Here is a 22,136-nt window from a genome sequence, read left to right on the forward strand (position 1 = left end):
GGCACTTGGCACGTGTTGCAACGCGTGCCAGGTGCAGGAATCGCCGGTAGACCGGCGATTCCTGCACGCCGGCGCGCCCGCCGCGGCGTCAGCGCACCCGCACGTCCAGCCACACCGCGCGGTGGTCGGAGGTCGGGAAGGGGAAGACGCCGGTGAGGCGGGCGAGCGGGTCGGCGGCCCGGGGCCAGAAGACGCCCGCACCGAGCACCGGCAGCCGCCGCGAGGGCAGCACGTAGTCGACGCGCAGGTTGCCCGGGCCGGGGACGTCGGAGAAGTCGGCGGTGTCGAGCGAGGGGTCCCCGCGGTGGCTCGCATTGGCACCACCCTGTGCGGCCGCCTCCGCGGCACCCGCCGAGCGCGGTCGGGGGTCGGTGATGCGCGGGTGGTCGAGCAGCTGGGTGATCGCGGCGGCGACCGAGTCGCCGTCCACGGGGTCGGCGTTCTGGTCGCCGGCGATCACGAACCGCTCACCGCTGCGCAGGCCGCCGCGTCGTCCGCGGTCGTCGTAGATGTAGCGACTCCGGCGCTCGCCGCCCACGTAGTCGGCCCAGAAGCGGATCTCGTCGTGGTTGCGGCGGCCGTTGCGGTCCTCGGGGCCGTCGAAGCTCGGCGGCGTGGGGTGGGAGACGAGGAAGTGCACGGTGCGGCGCCCGATGCGGACCGGGAGGTCCCAGTGCGACTTCGACGACAGCCGCACCCGCTCGAGCTCGGCGGGCGAGTACCAGTCGGCGGGGGCCTCGGTGGCGGGGTTGTCGGGCAGCAGCGCACCGGGCATGTCCTTCCACAGGAAGTGCTGGAAGGTGCGCGCCCCGCGCACGTCGATCGGGTAGCGCGAGTAGACGACCATGCCGTACTGGCCGGGGAAGAGGCCGAACCCGTAGGCGTCGTTGCCGCCGCCCACAGCGCCGTCGTTGTCGAGGTCGAGCCCCGAGGCGACGCCGGTGTTGACCGGGGCCACGTAGCGGTAGGGCAGCCGCAGCGGCCTCGCCCCGCGCTGGCCGACCTCGAGGTAGTTGCGGCGGAAGGCGTCGGCCGTGCCGGGCGCGTAGTCGAACTCGTTGACCAGGACGACGTCCGGGCGCAGGCGCTGCAGGGTCTCGGCGGCGTTGCGGATCTGCGGGTCCTCGCCCGAGGCGAGGTCGCGGGCGAGGTCGCCGGCGGCGTTGCGGTTGAGCGAGGCGTTGAAGGTCGCGAAGCGCACTCCCCCGCCGCGAGACACGTGGACGACAGCCCGGTCGGCGACGCCGGCGCGCTCGGCGCGGTCGGGGCCGGCGGTCCCGCTCGACGGCGTCGCCGCGGTGGACGACGGTGCGCCCAGCGCCGCGAGCGACAGGGCGCCGGCGAGGGCGAGGACGGCCGCGCCGCGTGAGCGGGCGTGGGCGGGACGGGACGACAGACGTCGCATGGACGATCCTCCGAGCAGGGTCGTTGGGGCGGTGGTCGGGCCCGGCGGGCCGGCGGCCCACGGACCGCGCCACCCTAGGCACACGGCTCCGCCGTCGCGCGATCGCGTGGACGACGCGCCGGTGAACGCGAGGTAAACCGTCGCCCTCGCCGCGCGGGCGCGCGGTGCCCGCACCGGAGATGACACGGGTGTGTTCTCGCAGGTCAGGGGTACCTCGTGCGCGGGCCGGACGGCCCCGACATCCGAGGAGGAACCGTGGACTTCATCTTGTGGCTCATCGCCGTCGTGCTGGTGGTGCTCGGCATCGTGCGCCTCGTGCAGCGCGACCTGCTGTGGGGCATCGTGCTCATCGTCGTGGGTCTGCTGGTCGGCCCGGGCGGCGTCAGCATCTTCAGTTGATCCAACCGATCCAGCGCACCCAGCACTGATCCGCTCGCGGATCACGCAGCTCCCCACGGGCCCGGCGCCCGCTCCTCGTCCGGTCGGAGGGGCGACGATCACGCATCGTCGCCGACCCGGTCGGCCGAGGCGCGGACGCCGGGCCCGTGTGCGTCGCGCACGCCGCCGTAGATGCCGCGTCGCACGACGAGCGGCTGCAGGAGGCGCTCGACGCTCCAGGCGGGGAAGCGGTAGCTGCGCCCCGCCGGGCTGTAGACCCGCAGGCCGTCGGGCTCCGGGCCGAGCACCGAACCCCAGCGACGCGAGCGCGGGCGGTAGGTCGCCGGGTCGCGGCCGTCGAGCCACGCGCCGACGTTGCGCGCCAGCAGGCGATCGGCCCGGTTGCGCGCCGAGGTGCGCAGTTCGTCGGTGGCCGCGACGTCGCCGACCGCGAAGACCCGGGGGCGACCGGGCACCTGGAGGGTCGGCGCCACCCGCACGAAGCCGGCGTCGTCCAGCACCTCGGGCGGGAGCCAGTCGGTGTGCGGGCGGACGCGGCCGATGGTCCACAGCACGGCGTCGGCCTCGCGCGGCGTGCGGTCGCCGTGCCAGTGGACGACGCCCGGCCCGAGGTTGTCGGTCTCCGCAGGGACGACGGCCCGGTGCCCGGCGAGCAGCTCGACCCCGGCCGCCTCCAGTCGCGCCCGCACTCCACACCAGGTGCGCTCGGCATGCTGCGGCAGCGCCCGCTCGCCGGGGAACGCCAGTGCCACCGTGGTGGCCGGCCAGCGCAGCGCGATCTGCAGCGCGCTGCCTACCCCGGCCGCTCCCCCGCCGACCACGAGCACCGACCGCGCGACGGCCAGGCGGGCGTGGCGCGCGGCCAGGTCGTCGTCCACCTGGGCGGGGGTGAGGAGCTCGCCGGTGCGCCAGAAGCCGTTGCCCACCCCGGTGGCGACCACGAGCAGGTCCCACGCGAGCCTGCGTTCGGCGCCGGTGGCGTCGCGCCCGGTGACGGTGCCGTTCTCGAGGTCGGCGCCGGTGAGCCGCGCGTGGACGACGCGCACCCGGTCGAGGCGGCGCAGCCGCTCGTGCTCGATCCGGTAGTCGCGCGCCCACGCCTCGGGCCGGGCGAGCCGGAGGCCGAGCTCCTGCCCGCTCACCAGGCCGGGTCGGGTGGTGACGCCGGTGACCGCGAGGTCGCGGCGTCGCGCGAGCGCACCGGCCACCAGCACGCCGGTGTCGCCGAGGCCGGCGACGAGCACCCGCGTGCGCGAGGGGTGGGACACGGGCTCAGGACGCGCCGGTGGCCACGCGTGCGCCGCGCTGGCGGGAGCGGAAGGTGCCCGGAGGCAGCAGGATGAGCCGAGGCGTGGTGTCGATGATCTGCTGGTACGACGGGCGCCGCTCGAGGCTGCGCTGGTCCATCATCGGGATGGAGGCGAACTCGAACATCAGCAGCATGACGACCGGGCCGATGAGCAGCCACCACGCGTCGCCGGGGCTGCCCGCGATGGCGAAGAACGACAGCGCGAACCAGAAGCTGACCTCGCCGAAGTAGTTGGGATGGCGCGACCACGCCCACAGCCCGCGGTGCATCGCCTGGCCGGGCTGGCGCTCGCGGATGACGGCGCGCATCTGCGCGTCGGCCACGAACTGGAGCACCGGTGCGCCCAGCCCGACGACCAGGGCCACGGCGTCGAGCCAGTTGAGCGACCCGCCCGGCCGGTCGAGCACCGCCCAGGCCGGCACCAGCGCGCCGAAGACGATGAGGGTGGGCACGAGGTGGATGCCGGAGAAGTCCACCGCCACCCCCCACCGACCGGCGCCGTCGCGCAGCATCGGGTAGCGCCAGTCCTCGTGGTGCATCCCCGGCCAGTCGTGGATCCAGTTGCCCGTGAGGCGGATCGCCCAGACGGCGACGACGATCAGCAGCAGCGCCGAGCGGGCGTCGTCCACGCCGGGGGTGTCGGAGGCCAGCCACCAGTAGGCGGCGAGGTAGGGCGGCAGCACGCTCCAGTAGGCGTCGTAGCAGCTGGAGTTGCCGAAGTAGCGGCTGAAGCCGAACACCACCACCGTGGCCACGAGGTCGGCCAGCAGCGCGTCGAGCCACAGCCGCCCGGTGTCGGGGCCCAGCACCAGCCAGGCGGTGGCGGCGGCCAGGGCCACCGCGTAGACGAGCCCGACGCGGGCCAGCGAAGCACCTTTGCTCATGGCCGGACGTTACCGAAAAACAGGAACGTGTTCTAGGTTCTGGTGAGAGGTCTCCGCCCCGCGGGCCCGGCGTGCCACGATGCCCGGCATGCGAGCCATCGTGGTGGACGACGTACGCGCCCGACCCGCGGTGCGTGAACGGCCCGCTCCGCCCGCGCCCGAGGGCGGCGTGGTGGTGCGGGTGCTGGCCACCGGCCTGTGCCGCTCCGACTGGCACGCCTGGGCCGGCCACGACTCCGACGTCCGGTTCCCGTTCGTGCCGGGCCACGAGCTGGCGGGCGAGATCGCGGCCGTCGGCGCCGGCGTGGAGCGCTGGAGGGTGGGTCAGCGGGTCACCGTGCCGTTCGTGTGCGGCTGCGGACGCTGCGTCTGGTGCTCGAGCGGCGAGGCGCAGGTGTGCCCCGATCAGCAGCAGCCCGGCTTCACCCACGACGGCTCCTTCGCCGAGCTCGTGGCCCTGCACGCCGCCGACACCAACCTCGTCGCCGTGCCCGAGGAGGTCTCCATGCCCGCCGCGGCCGCCCTCGGCTGCCGCTTCGCCACCGCCTACCGCGGCCTGGTGGCCCGCGCCCGGCTCGTGGACGACGAGTGGCTGGTCGTCGTCGGAGCCGGCGGGGTGGGCCTCAGCGCGGTGATGATCGCGCGGGCGCTCGGGGCACGGGTCGTGGTGGTCGATCGCAACGAGCGGGCCCTCGAGGCCGCGCGCGCACTCGGCGCGGAGGCGACGGTGCTGGGGGGCGACGGCGTCGACGTCCCCGCCGCCATCACCGACCTCACCGGCGGCGGCGCGCACGTCAGCGTGGACGCCGTCGGCCACCCCCAGGCCGCCGCCGACGCGATCCTGGGCCTGCGGCGCCGCGGTCGCCACGTGCAGATCGGCCTGCTCCCGCCCGTCGACGGCCATCCCCGCGTCCCGATGTCGCGGGTGATCGGCTGGGAGCTCGACCTCCTCGGCAGCCACGGGATGGCCGCGCGCGACTACCCCGAGCTGCTCGCCCTCGTCGCCTCCGGCGCCCTGCGGCCCGACCTGCTCGTCGAGCGCACGGTCTCCCTCGACGAGGCGGCCGACCTCCTGCCCGGCTTCGACCGTGCCGACGTCGCCGGCATCACGATGATCGACCCCGCGCTCGGCTGAGCTGGCGCTGCGGCGGCGCGGCGGTGCGTTCGCGAGGGAGCTGCGGGTGCGTCGATTGGTGCCAAACCGCAACAAAACCCCGGCAGATGTTGCGGTTTTGCGCCAAACCCCAACCCTCGGCGCCCACCGACATTGCCCGGCGCCCACCTCCCGCCTAGCGTGAAGGACGTCGTCCACTCGGGAGGTCGAATGATCCGCACACGTCTGGTCATCACCGCCGCGCTCGCGGCACTCGCCACCGCGACGGCTGCGCCGTCTGCGTTCGCTCCGGCCGCCGCGGGCGCCCGGCCGGCCACACCCCCCGCCGCCGCTGCCGCACCCGCCGTGCCGACCACGCCCGACGAGCTGCTGGAGTGGGCGCGCACCCATCCGCGGCAGTCGGCGATCGTCGTCCTGCGCGCGGGTGATCGCACCCCGGTGATCTCGCTCGGGGCCCATCGGCGGATGCCGCTGGCCTCCACTCGCAAGGTCCTGATCCTGCTCGCGGCCTCCGAGCAGGTGACCACCGGGCGCCTGCGCCTCACCGACCGCGTGCCTCAGGCCGCCCTTGACCGCTGGTACCTCCCGGGCACCGACGGCGGCGCACACCCCGCGGCGCTGGCGGCCTACGGCGACGACTGGACCGTCGAGACGGCACTGAGGGCCATGATCGTGCAGTCCGACAACGCCGCCGCCGACTGGGTGCTCGACCGGGTCGGCGGCCCGCGCGTCGTCGATCGGTTGACACGGCGACTCGGGCTGCACGACCAGGATCCGATCTGGTCGCTGCGCGGCGAGTTCCTGGCCTGGAGCAGCCATCCCGTCCGCTGGCTGCACTCGGCCCCGGTCCAGCGTCAACGTCTCGCCACCCGACTCGCCGCCGCCTCGCGCGGTCCGGTGGACGTCGCTCTGCCCACCGTCCGCGCACAGCGTCGCCTCGCGCTCGCCTCCGTCCGCGGCTCGATGGCCGACTGGGCACAGCTGATGCGGCGCATCGACGAGGGCGCGCGGGCGGGCGATGCGGCGTTCGAGCTGGCCGAGCGGGTGCTGTCGTGGCCCTTGGAGGACCCGGCGAACGCCGAGGTTCTCGACTTCTTCGCGACGAAGGGCGGGGCTCTCGCCGGGGTCGTCACGGAGGCCACCGCCATCCGCGCCCGAGGTGGCCGCACCCTCTACGTGGCCCAGGCGTACCGGGCCCTCCCGCCGGCGGTGGAGGAGGAGCTGCGCACGCGCTTCCTGCAGCAGCTGCTGTACGTGCGGCTCGCGCTCGGCGAGCGCGGCGCAGCGGGCGGCGTCCCCGGTGAGGAGGCGGGCTGAGGTGGGCCGCCGATGGCCGTGGCAGCGCTCGAGGCCCACACCCGCTCCTGCCCCCGCCCCGGCACAGGGTGACGCCACCGTCGCGGCCCCGCGCGAGCCCGAGGCGCTCGGATCCGACTTCGAGGCAATGCGCGCCCTGGCCGCGGCGCACCTGCCGCCCGACGTCGCCCAGGTGTGGCTGGGCCACCTGCGCCCCGCGGTCCGCCTGCACAGCGCGGCGGCCAGCGACCCGGTGATCGCCCGCCTCGGCGGCACGCCCGTCGTCCCCGAAGGCTTCGAGTGGCCGGTGTGGGAGGGCCACGGTCCGCTCGCCTTCATCGGCGAGGTCGACCTCGACGCCCTGCACGCCGCGGGCCTTCCGCTCGACGTCGCGCTGCCGTCGTCCGGGCGCCTGCTGGCCTTCTACTTCGACGGCTCCTACGACGACTTCGCCGGCATCGTGGGCACCTGGGACCCCGAGACGCTGGCCGGCGCGCGGCTCGTGCACGTGCGCGAGGCGCGGGAGGAGTGCGCCGCCGTCGCCACCCCGCCGCGGGTGGAGGAGTTCGGGGAGCAGGCGCTGACGGGCCGATCCACCCTGACCTTCGCGGGCTGGGAGCATCCTGCCCTCGTCCGGGCCTTCGGCGCGGAGGGGCTGCCGCACCGCGAATGGATGGCGCACCCGGTCAACGGTGAGGCCTTCGGTCAGGCGCTGTGGGATCTGCGGGCCGGCCAGCCGCTGCACCAGATCGGCGGCTGGGCCGACCCCCAGCAGGGTCCCGTCGAGGCCGAGGTCGCGCACGCCGCCCCCGACCAGGCGTTCACCTTCGGCGCCACCGAGCAGCCGGGGCGCGTGGACGACGTCCTCGCGTGGTCGCTGCTGCTGCAGATCGACAGCGACGATGCGAGCGCCATGATGTGGGGCGATGTCGGCACGCTCTACTGGCTGGGGCGCCCCGGCGGCGACGAGGACCCGCTGGCGACGGTGTCGTTCACCTGGCAGTGCTCCTGAGCATCGCCGGCGCGCGCGGCCGTGCGGAATCGGGCCCTCTCAGGTGGCCGCTCGGAGGCGCCGATTGGTGGGAAACCGCAACCGAAACCGGGTGAATGTTGCGGATTGGCGCCAAACCGCAACCCTTCAGCCGGCCGCGTCCTCCTCGCGCAACCGCGGCGGCGTGAACCCCTCGGGGCGGATGCCGGTGATCGGCGCGTAGAACTCACGCACCCGATCCATGTCGGCCACGAGGTCGCCGCTGGGGTGGAAGGTCGGCCCCCACCCGACCGTGCGCGAGGGGGCGTCGAGGAAGGCGAGGGTGATCGGCAGGCCGGTCTGCTGGGAGAGGCGGTAGAAGCCCGACTTCCAGTACTCCCCGCGCGAGCGCGTGCCCTCGGCCGCCAGGCCCAGCAGGAAGGTCTCGGACGACGCCTGCTCGGCGAGCAGCGCCTCGATCGTCGCCTTGGGGTTGTCGCGGTCGAGCGACACCGCGCCGGTGGCTCGCAGGATCGACCCCATCGGGCCCTTGAAGAGCGAGTCCTTGACCAGCAGGCGGATCGTGACGCCGGAGTCCCAGGCGAGCAGGAGGGTGAGCACCCAGTCCCAGTTGGACGTGTGCGGGGCGCCGACGAGGATCGCCGAGTCCGGCACCTCGCCGCTCGTGCGCCAGCGGGCGGCGCGCAGCAGGACGCGGGCCGCACCGCGGCGGATGGTCACTCCCATGGCCGGAGGTTACCGACCGCCCATCGTGTCAGCGGCACCAGGACCCGAGCGCGCGAGCGGCCTCGGCGACGTCGACCTCCCCGGCCGCCATGCCCACGACCAGGTCGTAGGCATCGTCGTCAGGAGCCTCCAACTCGCGTCCGTTGAGGCCGTACAGGACGACGACGGCCAGCCAGCCGAGCCGCTTGTTGCCGTCGACGAGCGCGTGGTTGCGCACGAGCGACTCGAGGAGCACCGCCGCCTTGGTGTGGAGATCGGGATACGCCTCGTTGCCGTACAGCACCGTCGTCGGGCGATGCGCGGCGGAGCCGAGCAGGCCGAGGTCGCGCAGGGGGCCCACGCCGAGGTCCGCGACCAGCGTGAGCAGGTCCTCCAGCGTCAGGTGGATCGTCACCGACCCAGGCGGTCGAGCAGGTCCGCGTACCGTTCGCGGGCCGACGCTGAGAGCTCCTGAACGCGGTGCTCGTGCAGACGACGCGCAGCAGCGTCGGTGATGGCTCGCACGGCCGCCTCCTGCTTGCTCACGCCGTCAGCCTGCGCCAGCGCCTCGAGTGCGCGGTCCTGCTCTTCGGAGAGCCGCAGTGTCATCGCCATGATGCGATGGTATCAACCCGATACCAGGCTGGCCCCGCGATGGCCGCTCACTCCCACTCGATCGTGCCGGGCGGCTTGGAGGTGATGTCGACGGTGACGCGGTTGACCTCGCGCACCTCGTTGGTGATGCGGGTCGAGATCTTCTCGAGCACGTCGTACGGCAGCCGGGCCCAGTCGGCGGTCATGGCGTCCTCGGAGGTGACCGGGCGCAGGACGACGGGGTGGCCGTAGGTGCGGCCGTCGCCCTGCACGCCCACCGAGCGGACGTCGGCGAGCAGCACGACCGGGAACTGCCAGATGTCGCGGTCGAGGCCGGCGGCGGTGAGCTCGGCGCGCGCGATCGCGTCGGCCTCGCGCAGGATGTCGAGACGCTCGCGGGTGACCTCGCCGATGATGCGGATGCCCAGGCCGGGGCCGGGGAACGGGTGGCGCCACACGATCTCGGGCGGCAGACCGAGCTGCTCGCCCACCAGCCGCACCTCGTCCTTGAAGAGGGTGCGCAGGGGCTCGACGAGCTCGAACTCGAGGTCGTCGGGCAGGCCGCCGACGTTGTGGTGGCTCTTGATGTTGTGGGTGCCCGCGCCGCCGCCCGACTCGACGACGTCGGGGTAGAGCGTGCCCTGCACGAGGAAGCCGACCTTCGTCCCCTCCGGCGCATCCTTGATGATGTCGAGCTCGGCGGCCTCGAAGGTGCGGATGAACTCGCGGCCGATGATCTTGCGCTTGGTCTCGGGGTCGCTCACCCCGGCCAGGGCGTCGAGGAACTGCTGCTCGGCGTCGACGACCACGAGCCTGGCGCCGGTGGAGGCGACGAAGTCGCGCTCGATCTGCTCGGTCTCGCCCTTGCGCATGAGGCCGTGGTCGACGTAGACGCAGGTGAGCCGGTCGCCGATCGCCTTCTGCACGATCGCGGCGGCCACCGCCGAGTCCACGCCGCCGGAGAGACCGCAGATGGCGCGACCGTCGGGGCCGATCTGCTCCCGGATGCGCTCGATCTGCTCCTCGGCGATGTTGCCGATGGTCCAGGTCTGGCGGCAGCCGGCGATGTCCCACAGGAAGTGCTCGAGCACCCGCTGACCGTGCTCGGAGTGCAACACCTCCGGGTGCCACTGGACGCCGGCCAGGCCGCGGTCGACGTCCTCGAAGGCGGCGACGGGGGTGGACTCGGTGGAGGCGAGCACCTCGAAGCCCGCGGGCGCCGCAGTGACGGAGTCGCCGTGCGACATCCACACGTTGTGCTCGGTGGGGATGCCGCCGAGCAGCGTGCCGGCCTGACCCACGTGCACGCGGGTGCGGCCGTACTCGCGCGCGCCGGTGGCCGACACCGTGCCGCCGAGGCCCTGGGCCATCAACTGGAAGCCGTAGCACATGCCGAACACGGCCGCGCCGGCCTCGAAGATCGCGGGGTCGAGAGCCGGGGCGCCGGGTTCGTACACCGACGACGGACCGCCGGAGAGGATGATCGCCTTCGGGTTCTTGGCGCGCATCTCCTCGACGCTCATCGTGTGGGGCACGATCTCGGAGTAGACCCGCGCCTCGCGCACACGACGGGCGATGAGCTGGGCGTACTGAGCGCCGAAGTCGACCACCAGCACCAGGTCGTGCTCGGAGTCCTCTGGATGCTGCGTGGTGCCCGGCGCGGTCATGCGCGCATCGTATCGAGGGGCGAGGCGGCGTCCTCCCCCGCCGCCACCGGCGGACGCGCACCCGGCAGCGGTTCGGCGATCCTCGGCCATCGAGGGGCCCGCGGAGGAACTCGCTGCGGAACTCGCTGCGGAACTCGCTGCGAAAAAGGCATCAGGGCCCGGCCGGGGAGGGAGGGTGGCCGGGCCCTGACCGTCCACGCAGCTGATGGACAGTGCCTGGACCGAGCCCGGGTCTTCGGGAGGGAGCGTGAACTCCCGGGCTCACCGGATCAACGAGATCCGCTCCGTGAAGGTTACGCCGGGTCCGCGCAGATTGCTCCACAAGATTCTGGAGCAATCGGAGGTGCCTGCGGAACGGCGCCCGACCCGGCGCAGGCTCAGCTGACCCCGACGATCGGCAGGCGCAGCGCGCCGGGCGCGGTGGCCGGCACGACGGGCGCCTTGGGCGCGATCGGCTCGAGGCGCGCGTAGGCCTCGCCGAGGGCCGGGCGGGCGTCGTCCTCGCCCTTGTTGGGCCAGTAGGCCATGGCCCGCTCGGCCTGGGCGGTGATGGTGAGCGAGGGGTTCACGCCGAGGTTCGCCGAGATGGTCGAACCGTCGACGATGTGCAGACCCGGGTAGCCGTAGACGCGCTGGTAGGGGTCGACCACGCCCGTCTCGGCGCTGTCGCCGATGGTGCAGCCGCCGATGAAGTGCGCGGTGAGCGGGCGGTTGAAAGGCTCGCCCACGGTGCCGCCGGCGATGCCGCCCATGACGTCGGCCATCTCGCGCACCGCGTCGTTGGCCACCGGGATCCAGGTGGGGTTGGGCGCACCGTGTCCCTGCTTCGACGACAGCACCCACTGCCCGCCGATCTTCTTCGGGAAGGTGGTGATGGAGTTGTCGAGCGACTGCATCACCAGGGCGATGACGACGCGCTCGGACCAGTGCTTGACGTCGTAGAGGTCCTTGACGTTGCGGCGCTGCTTCCACATCTCCTTCAGCCAGGTGCGCCAGCGCGGGATGTCACCGTCGCCGTCGGTGAGCACGGTCTGCATCAGCGACATGGCGTTGCTGCCCCGGCCGTAGCGGCAGGGCTCGACGTGGGTGTGCTCGTCGGGGTGCCACGAGGACGTGATGGCCACGCCCTGGGTGAAGTCGGTTCCGGCCTCGGCAGGGGCGATGGCACCGAGCAGCGACTCGGAGTTGGTGCGGGTGAGGTGCCCGAGGCGGTCGGAGATCTTCGGCAGATCGCCGGTGGCCTTCAGCTTGTGCAGCAGCTTCTGCGTGCCGAGCGCGGCGGCCGAGAAGACCACCTGCTCGGCGGTGAAGGTGCGGGTGGCGCTGCGACGCGAGAGCTTGGCCTTCGTCCACCGAGTGTCGACCTGGTAGCCACCGTCGGCCAGCGGCCGCACGCGGGTGACCGTGGTGAGCGGGTGGACGATGGCGCCCGCCTGCTCGGCGAGGTAGAGGTAGTTCTTGACCAGGGTGTTCTTGGCGTTGTGCCGGCAGCCGGTCATGCACTCGCCGCAGTCGGTGCACGAGCGTCGGCGCGGGCCCTCGCCGCCGAAGTAGGGGTCCGCCACCTCCTCGCCCTTCGCCTGGTCGGGGCCACCGAGGAAGACGCCCACGGGAGTCGGGTGGAAGGTGTCGCCGCGACCCATCCGGTCGGCGACGGCCTTCATGACCTCGTCGGACGGCGTCATCTCGCGGTAGGTCTCCACGCCCAGCATCCGCTTGGCCTGGTCGTAGTACGGCGCGAGCTCGGCCTTCCAGTCGGTGATGTGCGACCACGACGGGTCGCGGTAGAACGGCTCGAGGGGCTCGTAGAGGGTGTTGGCGTAGACCAGCGACCCGCCGCCGACGCCCGCACCGGCCAGGATCAGGCAGTCCTTGACCATGTCGATGCGCTGGATGCCGTAGCAGCCGGCCGCCGGGGCGTAGAGGTACTTCTTGAGGTCCCAGGAGTTGTCGGCGAAGTCGGCGTCCTCGAAGCGGGCACCGGCCTCGAGCACCGCCACGCGGTAGCCCTTCTCGGTGAGTCGCAGCGCGGTGACCGAGCCGCCGAAGCCGGACCCGATGACGATGACGTCGTAGTCGAAATCGGTCATGGTGGTTCTCCGTTCTACCGTCGGCGGTGTCTCAGGCCCGGCCCAGCTTGTCCATGACGCGCAGCGAGGCGGTCATGAAGCGGGCGTAGGCGCGATCCGACATGCCGAGCATCGGACCGAAGCGCAGCACGTGCTGGGTGCCCACCGACTGGGTCTCGGTGTAGCGGTGGATGCCCTCGGCGCCCTGGCGGCGTCCCATGCCGGACTCGCGCATGCCGCCCATGGGCGCCGCGATGCTGGCGAAGGTGGCCCCGAAGGCCTCGTTGACGTTGACCGTGCCGCACTTGATCTGGCGCGCGACCTCGCGACCCCGGGCGACGTCGCGGGTGTAGACGGCACCGTTGAGGCCGTACTCGCCGTCGTTGGCGCGGGCGATCGCCTCCGACTCGTCGTGGAAGCGGTAGATCGAGATGACCGGGCCGAAGGTCTCCTCCCCGAAGCACTGCATGTCGGGGGTGACGCCCTCGAGCACGGTGGGCTCGAAGAAGTACGGCGCGAGGTCCGGGCGGGCGCGGCCGCCGGCGAGCACGCGGGCGCCCTTGGCGACGGCGTCCTCGACGTGACGGGTGACGACCTCGAGCTGGTCCTCGGAGATGAGGGCGCCCATGTCGGCGTCCCAGTTGAGGCCCACCCCCAGGCTCATCGCCTTGGTGCGCGCCACGAAGCGCTCGACGAAGCGGTCGTAGACCTGGTCGGCCACGAACATGCGCTCGGTGGAGACGCAGAGCTGACCGGCGTTGGAGAAGCTGGCCCGCACCGCGCCCTCGGCGGCACGCTCGACGTCGGCGTCGCGCAGCACGAGGATCGGGTTCTTGCCGCCCAGCTCGAGCGAGCAGCCGATGAGGCGCTCGGCGGCCTGGCGGGCGATGACCTTGCCGGTGGCGGTGGAGCCGGTGAAGCAGACGTAGTCGGAGCGCTCGATGATCGGCGTGCCGAGCTTGCGACCCGGGCCGGCCACGACCTGCCACAGGTCGCGCGGGAAGCCGGCGTCCTCGAGGAGCTGGGCGCCGTAGAGGGCGGTGAGCATGGTCTGCGCGTCGGGCTTGGTGACCACGGCGTTGCCGGCGAGCAGCGCGGGCAGGCCGTCGCACAGCGCCATGGTGAAGGGGTAGTTCCAGGGCGAGATGATGCCGACGACGCCCTTGGGCATCTGGTTGACCTCGATGCGCGTCAGCACGGGGACGACGCCCGGCGCGCTGCGCGGGTCGAGGTGACGGTGCGCGGTGCGGGCGTAGTAGCGCGCGGTGAGCGCGATGTGGATCGGCTCGTCGAAGGCGTGCTTGCGCGACTTGCCAGACTCGATCTGGATGAGGTCCATGATTTCGTCCTGGCGGGCGAGCACGAGGTCGTGCAGGCGGTGCAGGATGCGCGCACGCTCGTCGATCGAGACCCGCGCCCACGCGGCCTGAGCGACGCGCGCGCGACGGAAGGCCTCGGCGACGTCGTCCTCGCTCGACTGCGGGATGTTGGCGACCGGGGCGCCGTCGATCGGCGAGGAGACCTGGACCGTGGTGCCGGTGGTGGACAGGATCCGGTCGGTGAGGCGGGCGACCACCTCGGGCTCGAGGACGTAGGCCGCACGGGGGTCGTGCTCGGGGTCGTGCGGCCCCTCGACGACCGGTCCGGAACCGCTGGGCTGACCGGGCATCGCATCGCTCATGCCTCGAGGGTAGGTGAGCGCGGTCACTGATCGCTACTGATCGGTAGCGATTGTGCTGCTTTACACACCCTCGGCGGCTGTCAAAGGCCCTCGCAGCCGTCCCGGGAGGTCGAAGGGCACCCGCAGGACGGGCCCGCGGTCGGTTCAGGGCGTCGGCGCGCTCAGGTAGACCGACTGGGTCTCGGTGTACTGGGCGAGCCCCTCGGGGCCGAACTCGCGGCCGAGGCCGGAGGCCTTGAAGCCGCCGAAGGGCGCGGCGAAGTCCATCGTGTAGGTGTTCACGCCGAAGGTGCCGGTGCGCACCCCGCGCGCGACCCGCAGGCCCCGGTCGGGGTCGGTGGTCCAGACGGTGCCGGCGAGGCCGTAGTCGGAGTCGTTGGCGATGCGCACCGCGTCGGCGTCGTCGTCGTAGGCGATCACCGAGAGCACCGGCCCGAAGATCTCCTCCCGGGCGATGCGCATCCGGTTGTCGACGCCCGCGAAGACGGTGGGCCGCACGTACCAGCCGGCGTCGAGCCCGTCGGGGCGCCCGAGCCCGCCCGTGAGCATCGTGGCGCCCTCCTCCTGCCCGAGGGCGATGTACTTCTCCACCCGCGCCGCCTGCCGCGCCGCCACCATCGGGCCGATCTCGGTGGCCGGGTCGAGCGGGTCGCCCACGCGCATCGAGGCGATGGCCTCGGCGAGGGCGGCGGCGAAGGCGTCGTGGCGCTCGCGGTGCACGAGCACGCGGGTCTGGGCCACACAGGCCTGGCCGGAGTTCATCACGCCGAGGAACCTCAGGCCCTCGATCGCGGCGGCCTCGTCGGCGTCGGGCAGCACGATGGCGGCCGACTTGCCGCCCAGCTCGAGCGAGACGCGCTTGAGCTGCTCGCCGCAGATCGAGCCGATCAGCCGGCCCGCCGCCGTGGAGCCGGTGAAGGCGACCTTGTCGACGCCGGGGTGACGCACGAGGTGCTCGCCCACCTCGCGGCCGCCCGCGACGATCGATACGACCCCCTCGGGCACGCCCGCCTCGACGAGCATCTCGGCGAGCAGGTAGCAGTCGAGCGGGGTCTCGGGCGCCGGCTTGATGATGACCGTGCAGCCGGCAAGCAGGGCCGGGACGAGCTTGGAGAGCACGGTGAACTGCGGCACGTTCCAGGGCGGGATGGCCGCCACCACGCCGACCGGCGCGTGCCGCACGAGGACGTCGCCCCCCAGCGCGCCCGGCCGCGTGGCCTCCCACGCGAAGTCGCGGGCGATCGCGAGGAAGGCCTCGATCTGCATCCACGGAGCCGGCGCCTGGGCGAGCGCGGAGAAGGAGATCGGCGAGCCCATCTCGAGCGAGATCACCTGCGCCATCTCGTCGAGGCGGGCCGCGTAGAGCGCGGAGAGCCGCTCCACGACCTCGATGCGCTCGGCCGGCGCCATCCGCGGCCACGGGCCGTCGTCGAAGGCGCGACGTGCGGCGGCCACCGCGGCGTCGATGTCGGCGGGCGAGCCCTCCGGCACGCGGGCGACGACCTGCTCGGTGTGCGGCGAGACGACCTCGAGGCGGGCGTCGGTGGCGGGCGTCGTCCAGCGGCCGCCGATGAGGAGGGCGTCGCGATCGAGGTCGTGGCTCACGGTGGTGCCTTTCCGTCGGGTGGGAGTGCGGGAGGTCAGGGGGCGAGGTCGAACCAGTCGGCGAAGCCGCTGGGGTCGTGGCGACCGAGTGCGGCGTGCTCGAACAGGCCCCAGCCGACGACGCCGTCGGCGGGCAGCCCGGCGCCGCGCGCGACCGCCCGGCCCACGTGGTCGATCACGCCGAACATCACGCGCCCGGCCACGGCGGGGTCGGCGAGGTCGTAGGTGAGGCGCTCGACGAAGCCCGGGCCACGCCACTGCCCGTGGCCCCAGTCGGGGTCGCCGCCGTAGCCGGCGCCGACGTGCAGCGGCGCGGCGAGCAGCGAGTCGACCTCCAGCTCGAGGACGTCGCCCGCCGGCGTCGTGCAGGTGATGCTCGCCCCGGTGGGCACGCGCGTGCCCGGCGCGTAGCGGATGCGCACCCGCGGCCAGCCGAGCTGCTCGACGCGGCCGTCGGCGAAGGTGCGTGTGCAGTCGTTGAGCGTGCGGAATCCGTCGGGGGTCTCCTGCACGATCAGCACCACGCAGAAGTCGTCGAAGCGCAGGGGGAGGTAGAGCCACCACATGCCCTCGAAAGCAGGCTCGTGCGGGCGGCCGGCGGGCAGGGCCTCCCCCACCGGGCGGATGCCCCAGGAGCGGTCGCGCGTGCCCACCCAGCGGTCCGGGGTCACCTCGAGGTCGCCCCCGTCGATGCTGATCACGCCCGCCCAGGTGCCCACCTGCGCGAAGCGCTGGGCCTCCAGCGCGGTGCCGGCGCCCCGGCGCATCACGTGGGGCAGCTCCTGCACGGGGGCGAAGGAGCCCTCCCAGGTCAGGTCGAGGGCGATGCCCTCGGTCTCCTCGAGCACCAGCCGCAGCCGGCGCAGCGGCTCGAGCACCTCGATGCGGTAGGCGCCCACCTGCTGCTGCAGCCTGTCCCCGCCGCGCGGGTCGGCGGCGTCGCCGAGGTGCAGCACGGTGTGCTCGATGGCTCCGGCCCCGTCGGCCCCGTCGCGACGCCGCGCGAGCAGCACGAAGGCGTCCTTGGTGCCGAGGTTCGGGTAGAAGCCGAGGCCGGTGATCACGAAGAGCTCGCCGGTGCGGTCGTGGGCGTTGAGGTAGCAGCGGTCGTAGAAGTGGCGATCGGTGCTCGCCGGCCAGGCCACCGGCCGCGGCACCTGGTGGATCGGGTACTCGTCGAGCGGCCCCAGACCGACGTACTCGTCGTGGGCGCTCACGCGCCCACCTGGTCGAGCAGGCGCTCGAACAGCGGTCGGTGGTGGAAGACGGCCTCCGGATCGGTCGGTGGTTCGATCTCGCCGAAGTGGATCTGACGAGCGCTCGTGCGCAGGAACACGCACGCCCAGCTCACGGCGGCGTGGACGCGGAACCACGTGAGGTCGCCCAGCGCTACGCCGGAGAGCCGCTCGTAGGCGGCCACCACGTCGTCCTCGCGCAGGAAGTCGGGCATCCCGGGCAGGCCGAGCATGACGGCGATCTCCTGGAAGACCTCGTGGGCGAAGACCATCCACGCGACGTCGAGCTCGCGAGGGCCGAGGGTGGCCATCTCCCAGTCGAGCACCGCCACGGGCGTGAAGTCGCGGTACATCATGTTGCCGATGCGGGCATCGCCCCACACGAGCACGGGATCGTCCTCGCTCGGCAGGCGCGCGGCGAGCCACGCGAGCCCACGCTCCACGAGCGGGCTGCGGGCACCGCCCTGCTGCACCGCGTAGTCGTACCAGGCGCGGGTCTTGGCGAGGTTGCGGGCGAGCGGGGTGGCACCCGCGTGGCCGGTCAGGGCAGGGTCGAGGAAGGCGAAGCGGGCGCCGTCCACGGCGTGGAGGCGGGCGAGCACCTCCACGCTCGCCTCCTGGAGGTGGCGCTGCTGCTCGGGCGAGGCGTCGAAGATCCAGTTGTCACCGAAGGGGTAGGGCAGCACGTCCGGCGGCACCGCGCCGTCGAGACGGTGCATGAGGAAGAACGGGGTGCCCAGCACCGCGCCGGTGGGTTCGGACAACCACAGCGGCGGCGTCGGCACGCCGGCGAGCTCTCCGGCCAGGCGCATCGCGTCGTACTGGTCACCGAGCCGGTACACCGGGAAGACCGGGAGGTCGCGGGGGTCGGGTGCGACGCGGGCGACGTACTCGCGGGTGCGACGCTCGGGGGCCTCGATGGCGCCGGTGGTGCCGGGCTCCGTGGTGGTCACGGCCAGCAGCAGCGTCTCGCTCGACATGCCGTTGGTCTGCACGCCCTCGTGGACGACGACCGCCGGGTCGGCCTGCTCCGGCAGCTGCTCGCGCAGCCAGGCGGTCAGGCTCGCCGCGGCCGCGCCGGCGTCGCGGCTCGAGCGCTGCAGCGTCATGTCGGCCGGCGGCGGCTGAGCGGTCACGGGCGTCCTCCCTGGTGGGAGCGCACCCGACGGCGGGCGCGCTGGCGCCCAGCCTGTTAGAACGTGTTCTAGGTGTCAACAGGTGCGGGGCGCCCGCGGCCCCGCGCCCCGGCGTCGGGGCGCGGCGGAGGTCAGAGCGCGACCACCTCGACGCGCTGGAACTCCTTGAGCTCGGTGTAGCCGGTGGTGGCCATCGAGCGCTTGAGCGCGCCGACGAGGTTCATCGTGCCGTCGGCCACGCGGGAGGGGCCGAAGAGGATCTCCTCGATGGTGCCGACCTGCTCGAACTGCACGCGTCGTCCACGGGGCAGCTCGGCGTGGTGGGCCTCGGCGCCCCAGTGGAAACCGCGGCCGGGGGCGTCGGTGGCGCGGGCGAAGGGCGAGCCCACCATCACGGCGTCGGCGCCGCAGGCCACGGCCTTGGCGAGGTCGCCGGAGGTGCCGATGGAGCCGTCGGCGATGACGTGCACGTAGCGACCGCCCGACTCGTCGAGGTAGTCGCGGCGGGCCGCGGCGACGTCGGCCACCGCGCTCGCCATGGGCACCGCGATGCCGAGCACCGTGCGGGTGGTGTGAGCCGCGCCGCCGCCGAAGCCGACGAGCACGCCGGCGGCGCCGGTGCGCATGAGGTGCAGCGCCGCCTGGTGGGTGGCGCAGCCGCCCACGATCACGGGCACGTCGAGCTCGTAGATGAACTCCTTGAGGTTCAGCGGCTCGGCCTGGCTCGACACGTGCTCGGCCGACACCGTGGTGCCGCGGATGACGAAGAGGTCGACGCCGGCGTCGGTGACGGTGCGGGCGAACTCCTTGGTGCGCTGCGGCGAGAGCGATCCGGCCACCGTGACGCCCGCCTCGCGCACCTCGCGCAGCCGCTCGGTGATCAGCTCGGCCTTGATCGGCTCGGTGTAGATCTGCTGCAGGCGGCGCGTGGCCTCCTCGCCCTCGAGGCCGGCGACCTCCTCGAGCAGCGACTCCGGGTCCGCGTAGCGGGTCCAGAGCCCCTCGAGGTTGAGCACACCCAGGCCGCCGTGGCGACCGAAGGCGATGGCGGTGGCGGGCGACATCACCGAGTCCATCGGCGCGGCGAGGATCGGCAGCTCGAAGCGGTAGGCGTCGATCTGCCAGTCGACGCTGACCTCCTCGGGGTCGCGGGTGCGCCGCGAGGGCACGATCGCGATGTCGTCGAAGGAGTACGCCGTCCGGGCCCGCTTGGCGCGGCCGATCTCGATGTCGCTCACCCCCGGAGGATATCGGTGCCCCTCCCCCACCCCGCTCCCCCCGCCGACGTGGCAGGTGTGGTGCGCCGACGTGGCAGGGATGGTGCGCCGAGGGGGCGGTCCGGCGTGGGGTGGCAGGAGACGCCTGGCGCGCCGCCTCTCCCCCGGTACACGACGGGTGGGCACCATGGGACGCGTGGATCCGTCGTCCTCACGCCCGCTGCGGCGCCTCGGCTTCTTGACCATCGGCCTCTTCGATCCCGCAGATCCTGGACCGGGGCACGAGTCGACGCTGCGCCTCATCGAGCTGGGCGAGCAGCTCGGGTTCGACTCGGCCTGGTTGCGCCACCGCCACCTGCAGCACGGCATCTCCTCCCCGGTAGCCGTGCTCGCGGCTGCGACACAGCGCACGACGAGCATCGAGCTCGGCACCGCCGTCACCCCGCTGGGATGGGAGAACCCGCTGCGGGTGGCCGAGGACTGGGCCACGCTCGACGTGCTCAGCGGCGGCCGGCTGAACCCGGGCATGAGCGTCGGCACGCCGATGCAGTGGGAGCACGTGCGCGGCAGCCTCTACCCCGACACCGCCGACGCCGAGGACTTCCGCCACCAGCGGGCCGAGCGGGTGCTGGCGCTGCTGCGCGGCGAGCGGGCGTCGAACTTCTCGGGCGTGCAGGGCATCGAGACGTACTCGGAACGCGTGGAGCCGCACTCGCCCGGGTTGATCGACCGCTGCTGGTACGGCGCGGCCAGCACGTCGTCCGCGCTGTGGGCGGCCGGGCAGGGCCTCAACCTGCTCACCAGCAGCGTGGTGCGTGCCGAGGGCGAGCCGCTGGACGACGGCACCTACGACTTCGCCGCAGTGCAGCAGGCGCAGATCCGGGCGTTCCGCGCCGCCCACCCGCGGGGGGACGACGCGCGGGTGTCGCAGGGGCTCGTCGTCATCCCCACCGACTCGGCCACGCTCGAGCAGGAGCGGCGCTACCGGGACTATGCGGAGGGACGCGCGGCGAGGGTCGGCGTGCCGCACGGGCCGGGGCGCCTGCTGTTCGCCGCCGACCTGGTCGGGCCCTCGGCGGAGCTGGCCGAGCGGCTGCACGCCGACCCGGGCTTCGCGGAGGTGGACGAGGTGGCCTTCGCCCTCCCCTTCACCTTCGACGAGCCCGACTACCGACAGATCCTCACCGATCTCGCCACGCACCTCGGGCCGTTGCTCGGCTGGCGGCGCGGCTGAACCCACGCGGCTGAGCCCACCTCGGCCGGGAGGGGAGGGTCAGTCGGCGGTGACGTCGTGGGCCTGCGCCTTGACGCGGGCGCGGGAGAGGAAGGCGACGAGGCTGGCGGAGGGATCGCGGGTCGGCACGAGGTGGTGCTGCGGCAGGCCCATCATCACCGGGTCGTTGCCGTCGTGGAGCACCCAGGCGGGGGCGAGCTCACGGTCGAGGAAGCCGAGCGCGACCTGCAGCCGACCGGCGCGGTTGACGAGGCGCTTGGCGCGCTCGGTGGCGGCGGCGAGGTCGGCGCGCGGGTGGGCGGCGATGGCGAACGCACGCCGTCCCACCGCCAGGCGGGTGAAGACGAGTGCGCCGTCCTCAGGCACCTCGCGCGGCACCACCAGCTGCCGCTCGAGGTCGAGCCAGCGCTCGATCGCCGGCTCGGTGGGCGGGCAGGGCACCCGGGTGAACACCAGCTGCGGCCGCTTGTCGGATGTGCCGACGGGCTTGGCGAACCGGCTGTGCACCGGCTCCCAGTCGCTCGCCGGCCCGCCGTCGACCCAGCGCGCGACGTGGGGCGAGAGCTTCGCCACCAGCTTCGCGCTCAGCCCGGACGACGACGCTGTCGCCCGGGCCACCTCCTGCTCGGTCATCGTCGGCTCAGCCGAACCGACCATGCACGTAGTCGGCCGTGCGGCTGTCGAGCGGGTTGTTGAACATCGCCTCGGTGTCGCCGTGCTCGACGATCACACCCGGGGTGTTGTGGGCGGCGAGGAAGAAGGCGCACTTGTCGGAGACGCGCGCGGCCTGCTGCATGTTGTGCGTGACGATGACGATCGTCACCTGGCCGCGCAGCTCGGCGATGGTCTCCTCCACGCGACGCGTCGAGGTGGGGTCGAGGGCCGAGCAGGGCTCGTCCATCAGCAGCACCTCGGGGGCGATGGCCATCGCGCGGGCGATGCACAGACGCTGCTGCTGACCACCCGAGAGGCCGGCGCCCGGCTGGTGGAGGCGGTCCTTGACCTCGTCCCACAGCGAGGCCTTGCGCAGCGAGTCCTCCACGAGGAAGTCCTTCTCGGCCTGCGAGGCCTCGATGCCCGAGAGCGCCAGCGCGGCGATCGTGTTCTCGTAGATCGACATGGCCGGGAACGGGTTCGGCTTCTGGAACACCATGCCGATGCGGCGGCGGGCGTCGGTGACGCGCTGGCCGGTGCCGTAGATGTCCTCGCCAGAGAGCAGCACCTCGCCCGACAGCGAGGCGGAGGGGACGAGCTCGTGCATGCGGTTGAGGATGCGCAGGAAGGTCGACTTGCCGCAGCCCGAGGGGCCGATCAGCGCGGTGACCTCGCCGGCCGGCATGGTCAGCGAGACGCGGTCGAGCACCTTGCGCTCGCCGAACCAGGCGGTGATGTTGTCGGCCCGCAGCTCGGCGGGGCCGATGGCGCCCACGCGCGAGGCGAGGGCGGGCGAGACGCCGCCGTCCCCGAGCGCGGGACGACGGCGGAACAGGCCGCCGCCCAGGGCACGGCGCCGGCGCCCGGGGGCGTCGTCGCTGATGGGAGGGAGGTCGACGAGGGTCTCGTCGGCGTGGTGCTGGGTCATGATCGCGGGTTCG

20 protein-coding genes are annotated in these 22,136 nt (G+C 73.3%); 5 read left to right on the top strand and 15 right to left on the bottom strand.

The genetic code is table 11. From position 1 onward, the window contains the following. Positions 1-88: 88 nt before the first annotated feature. The gene (locus ACERUN_RS18340; RefSeq protein ID WP_370291550.1) at positions 89-1,405 is read right to left on the bottom strand and encodes an endonuclease/exonuclease/phosphatase family protein; all 1,317 of its coding nucleotides are present in this window, start codon (positions 1,403-1,405) and stop codon (positions 89-91) included. A 255-nt stretch (positions 1,406-1,660) separates the two neighbouring features. Between ACERUN_RS18340 and ACERUN_RS18345 the strand changes: the two genes are divergently transcribed. Next, positions 1,661-1,804: a GPGG-motif small membrane protein gene (locus tag ACERUN_RS18345; protein WP_370291551.1), complete on the top strand. Its 144-nt coding sequence runs from the start codon at positions 1,661-1,663 to the stop codon at positions 1,802-1,804. 98 nt (positions 1,805-1,902) lie between these two features. On the opposite strand, the gene ACERUN_RS18350 is transcribed toward ACERUN_RS18345, so the two are convergent. After that, positions 1,903-3,072 (bottom strand): FAD-dependent oxidoreductase, encoded by a 1,170-nt coding sequence (locus ACERUN_RS18350; RefSeq protein WP_370291552.1) that lies wholly within the window; start codon positions 3,070-3,072, stop codon positions 1,903-1,905. Between the two features lie 4 nt (positions 3,073-3,076). Next, positions 3,077-3,997: a DUF1295 domain-containing protein gene (locus tag ACERUN_RS18355; protein WP_370291553.1), complete on the bottom strand. Its 921-nt coding sequence runs from the start codon at positions 3,995-3,997 to the stop codon at positions 3,077-3,079. An 88-nt stretch (positions 3,998-4,085) separates the two neighbouring features. On the opposite strand from ACERUN_RS18355, the gene ACERUN_RS18360 reads away from it, so the two are divergent. From ACERUN_RS18360 to ACERUN_RS18370, 3 genes are all read left to right on the top strand, one after another. Beyond that, a complete protein-coding gene (locus tag ACERUN_RS18360; protein WP_370291554.1) occupies positions 4,086-5,132 on the top strand; it encodes a zinc-binding dehydrogenase in 1,047 nt (348 codons plus the stop codon). Between the two features lie 189 nt (positions 5,133-5,321). Beyond that, positions 5,322-6,428, top strand: a complete 1,107-nt coding sequence (locus tag ACERUN_RS18365) for a serine hydrolase (protein ID WP_370291555.1) — start codon at positions 5,322-5,324, stop codon at positions 6,426-6,428. 1 nt (position 6,429) lies between these two features. Beyond that, entirely contained in the window at positions 6,430-7,419 is a 990-nt protein-coding gene (locus ACERUN_RS18370) for a YwqG family protein (RefSeq protein WP_370291557.1), read from the top strand. 126 nt (positions 7,420-7,545) lie between these two features. Here the strand turns inward: ACERUN_RS18370 and ACERUN_RS18375 are convergent, their stop codons facing one another. From ACERUN_RS18375 to ACERUN_RS18420, 10 genes are all read right to left on the bottom strand, one after another. Next, positions 7,546-8,124, bottom strand: a complete 579-nt coding sequence (locus tag ACERUN_RS18375) for a 1-acyl-sn-glycerol-3-phosphate acyltransferase (RefSeq protein ID WP_370291558.1) — start codon at positions 8,122-8,124, stop codon at positions 7,546-7,548. Between the two features lie 28 nt (positions 8,125-8,152). Continuing rightward, the gene (locus ACERUN_RS18380) at positions 8,153-8,518 is read right to left on the bottom strand and encodes a type II toxin-antitoxin system death-on-curing family toxin (protein ID WP_370291559.1); all 366 of its coding nucleotides are present in this window, start codon (positions 8,516-8,518) and stop codon (positions 8,153-8,155) included. After that, complete coding sequence (locus ACERUN_RS18385; protein WP_370291560.1) at positions 8,515-8,718, bottom strand: CopG family transcriptional regulator; 204 nt, start codon at positions 8,716-8,718, stop codon at positions 8,515-8,517. Before ACERUN_RS18385 ends, ACERUN_RS18380 begins: the two co-directional genes overlap by 4 nt. A 47-nt stretch (positions 8,719-8,765) precedes the next feature. Next, entirely contained in the window at positions 8,766-10,364 is a 1,599-nt protein-coding gene (guaA, locus tag ACERUN_RS18390) for a glutamine-hydrolyzing GMP synthase (protein ID WP_370291561.1), read from the bottom strand. 377 nt (positions 10,365-10,741) lie between these two features. Then, the gene (locus ACERUN_RS18395; protein WP_370291562.1) at positions 10,742-12,454 is read right to left on the bottom strand and encodes a GMC oxidoreductase; all 1,713 of its coding nucleotides are present in this window, start codon (positions 12,452-12,454) and stop codon (positions 10,742-10,744) included. Between the two features lie 31 nt (positions 12,455-12,485). Next, positions 12,486-14,114, bottom strand: a complete 1,629-nt coding sequence (locus ACERUN_RS18400; protein WP_370291563.1) for a succinic semialdehyde dehydrogenase — start codon at positions 14,112-14,114, stop codon at positions 12,486-12,488. A 144-nt stretch (positions 14,115-14,258) separates the two neighbouring features. Continuing rightward, positions 14,259-15,719: an aldehyde dehydrogenase gene (locus ACERUN_RS18405; protein ID WP_370291564.1), complete on the bottom strand. Its 1,461-nt coding sequence runs from the start codon at positions 15,717-15,719 to the stop codon at positions 14,259-14,261. A 35-nt stretch (positions 15,720-15,754) separates the two neighbouring features. Then, positions 15,755-16,936, bottom strand: coding sequence for a hypothetical protein (locus ACERUN_RS18410; RefSeq protein ID WP_370291566.1), 1,182 nt, complete (start codon positions 16,934-16,936; stop codon positions 15,755-15,757). Beyond that, complete coding sequence (locus ACERUN_RS18415; protein ID WP_370291567.1) at positions 16,933-18,090, bottom strand: phosphotransferase family protein; 1,158 nt, start codon at positions 18,088-18,090, stop codon at positions 16,933-16,935. The genes ACERUN_RS18410 and ACERUN_RS18415 overlap by 4 nt, the downstream gene beginning before the upstream one ends. Positions 18,091-18,221: 131 nt before the next feature. Continuing rightward, positions 18,222-19,328 (bottom strand): GuaB3 family IMP dehydrogenase-related protein, encoded by a 1,107-nt coding sequence (locus ACERUN_RS18420; RefSeq protein WP_370291568.1) that lies wholly within the window; start codon positions 19,326-19,328, stop codon positions 18,222-18,224. 175 nt (positions 19,329-19,503) lie between these two features. Here ACERUN_RS18420 and ACERUN_RS18425 point away from each other — a divergent pair, with 175 nt between their 5' ends. Next, on the top strand, positions 19,504-20,541 hold the full coding sequence (locus ACERUN_RS18425) for an LLM class flavin-dependent oxidoreductase (RefSeq protein ID WP_370291569.1): 1,038 nt from the start codon (positions 19,504-19,506) through the stop codon (positions 20,539-20,541). Between the two features lie 39 nt (positions 20,542-20,580). Here the strand turns inward: ACERUN_RS18425 and ACERUN_RS18430 are convergent, their stop codons facing one another. Further along, positions 20,581-21,174, bottom strand: a complete 594-nt coding sequence (locus ACERUN_RS18430) for a hypothetical protein (RefSeq protein WP_370291570.1) — start codon at positions 21,172-21,174, stop codon at positions 20,581-20,583. Between the two features lie 7 nt (positions 21,175-21,181). Continuing rightward, positions 21,182-22,123: a phosphate ABC transporter ATP-binding protein PstB gene (gene pstB, locus ACERUN_RS18435; protein ID WP_370291571.1), complete on the bottom strand. Its 942-nt coding sequence runs from the start codon at positions 22,121-22,123 to the stop codon at positions 21,182-21,184. Positions 22,124-22,136 lie beyond the last annotated feature (13 nt).

It is taken from the genome of Nocardioides sp., from assembly GCF_964229035.1.
Taxonomy (GTDB): Bacteria; Actinomycetota; Actinomycetes; order Propionibacteriales; family Nocardioidaceae; genus Nocardioides.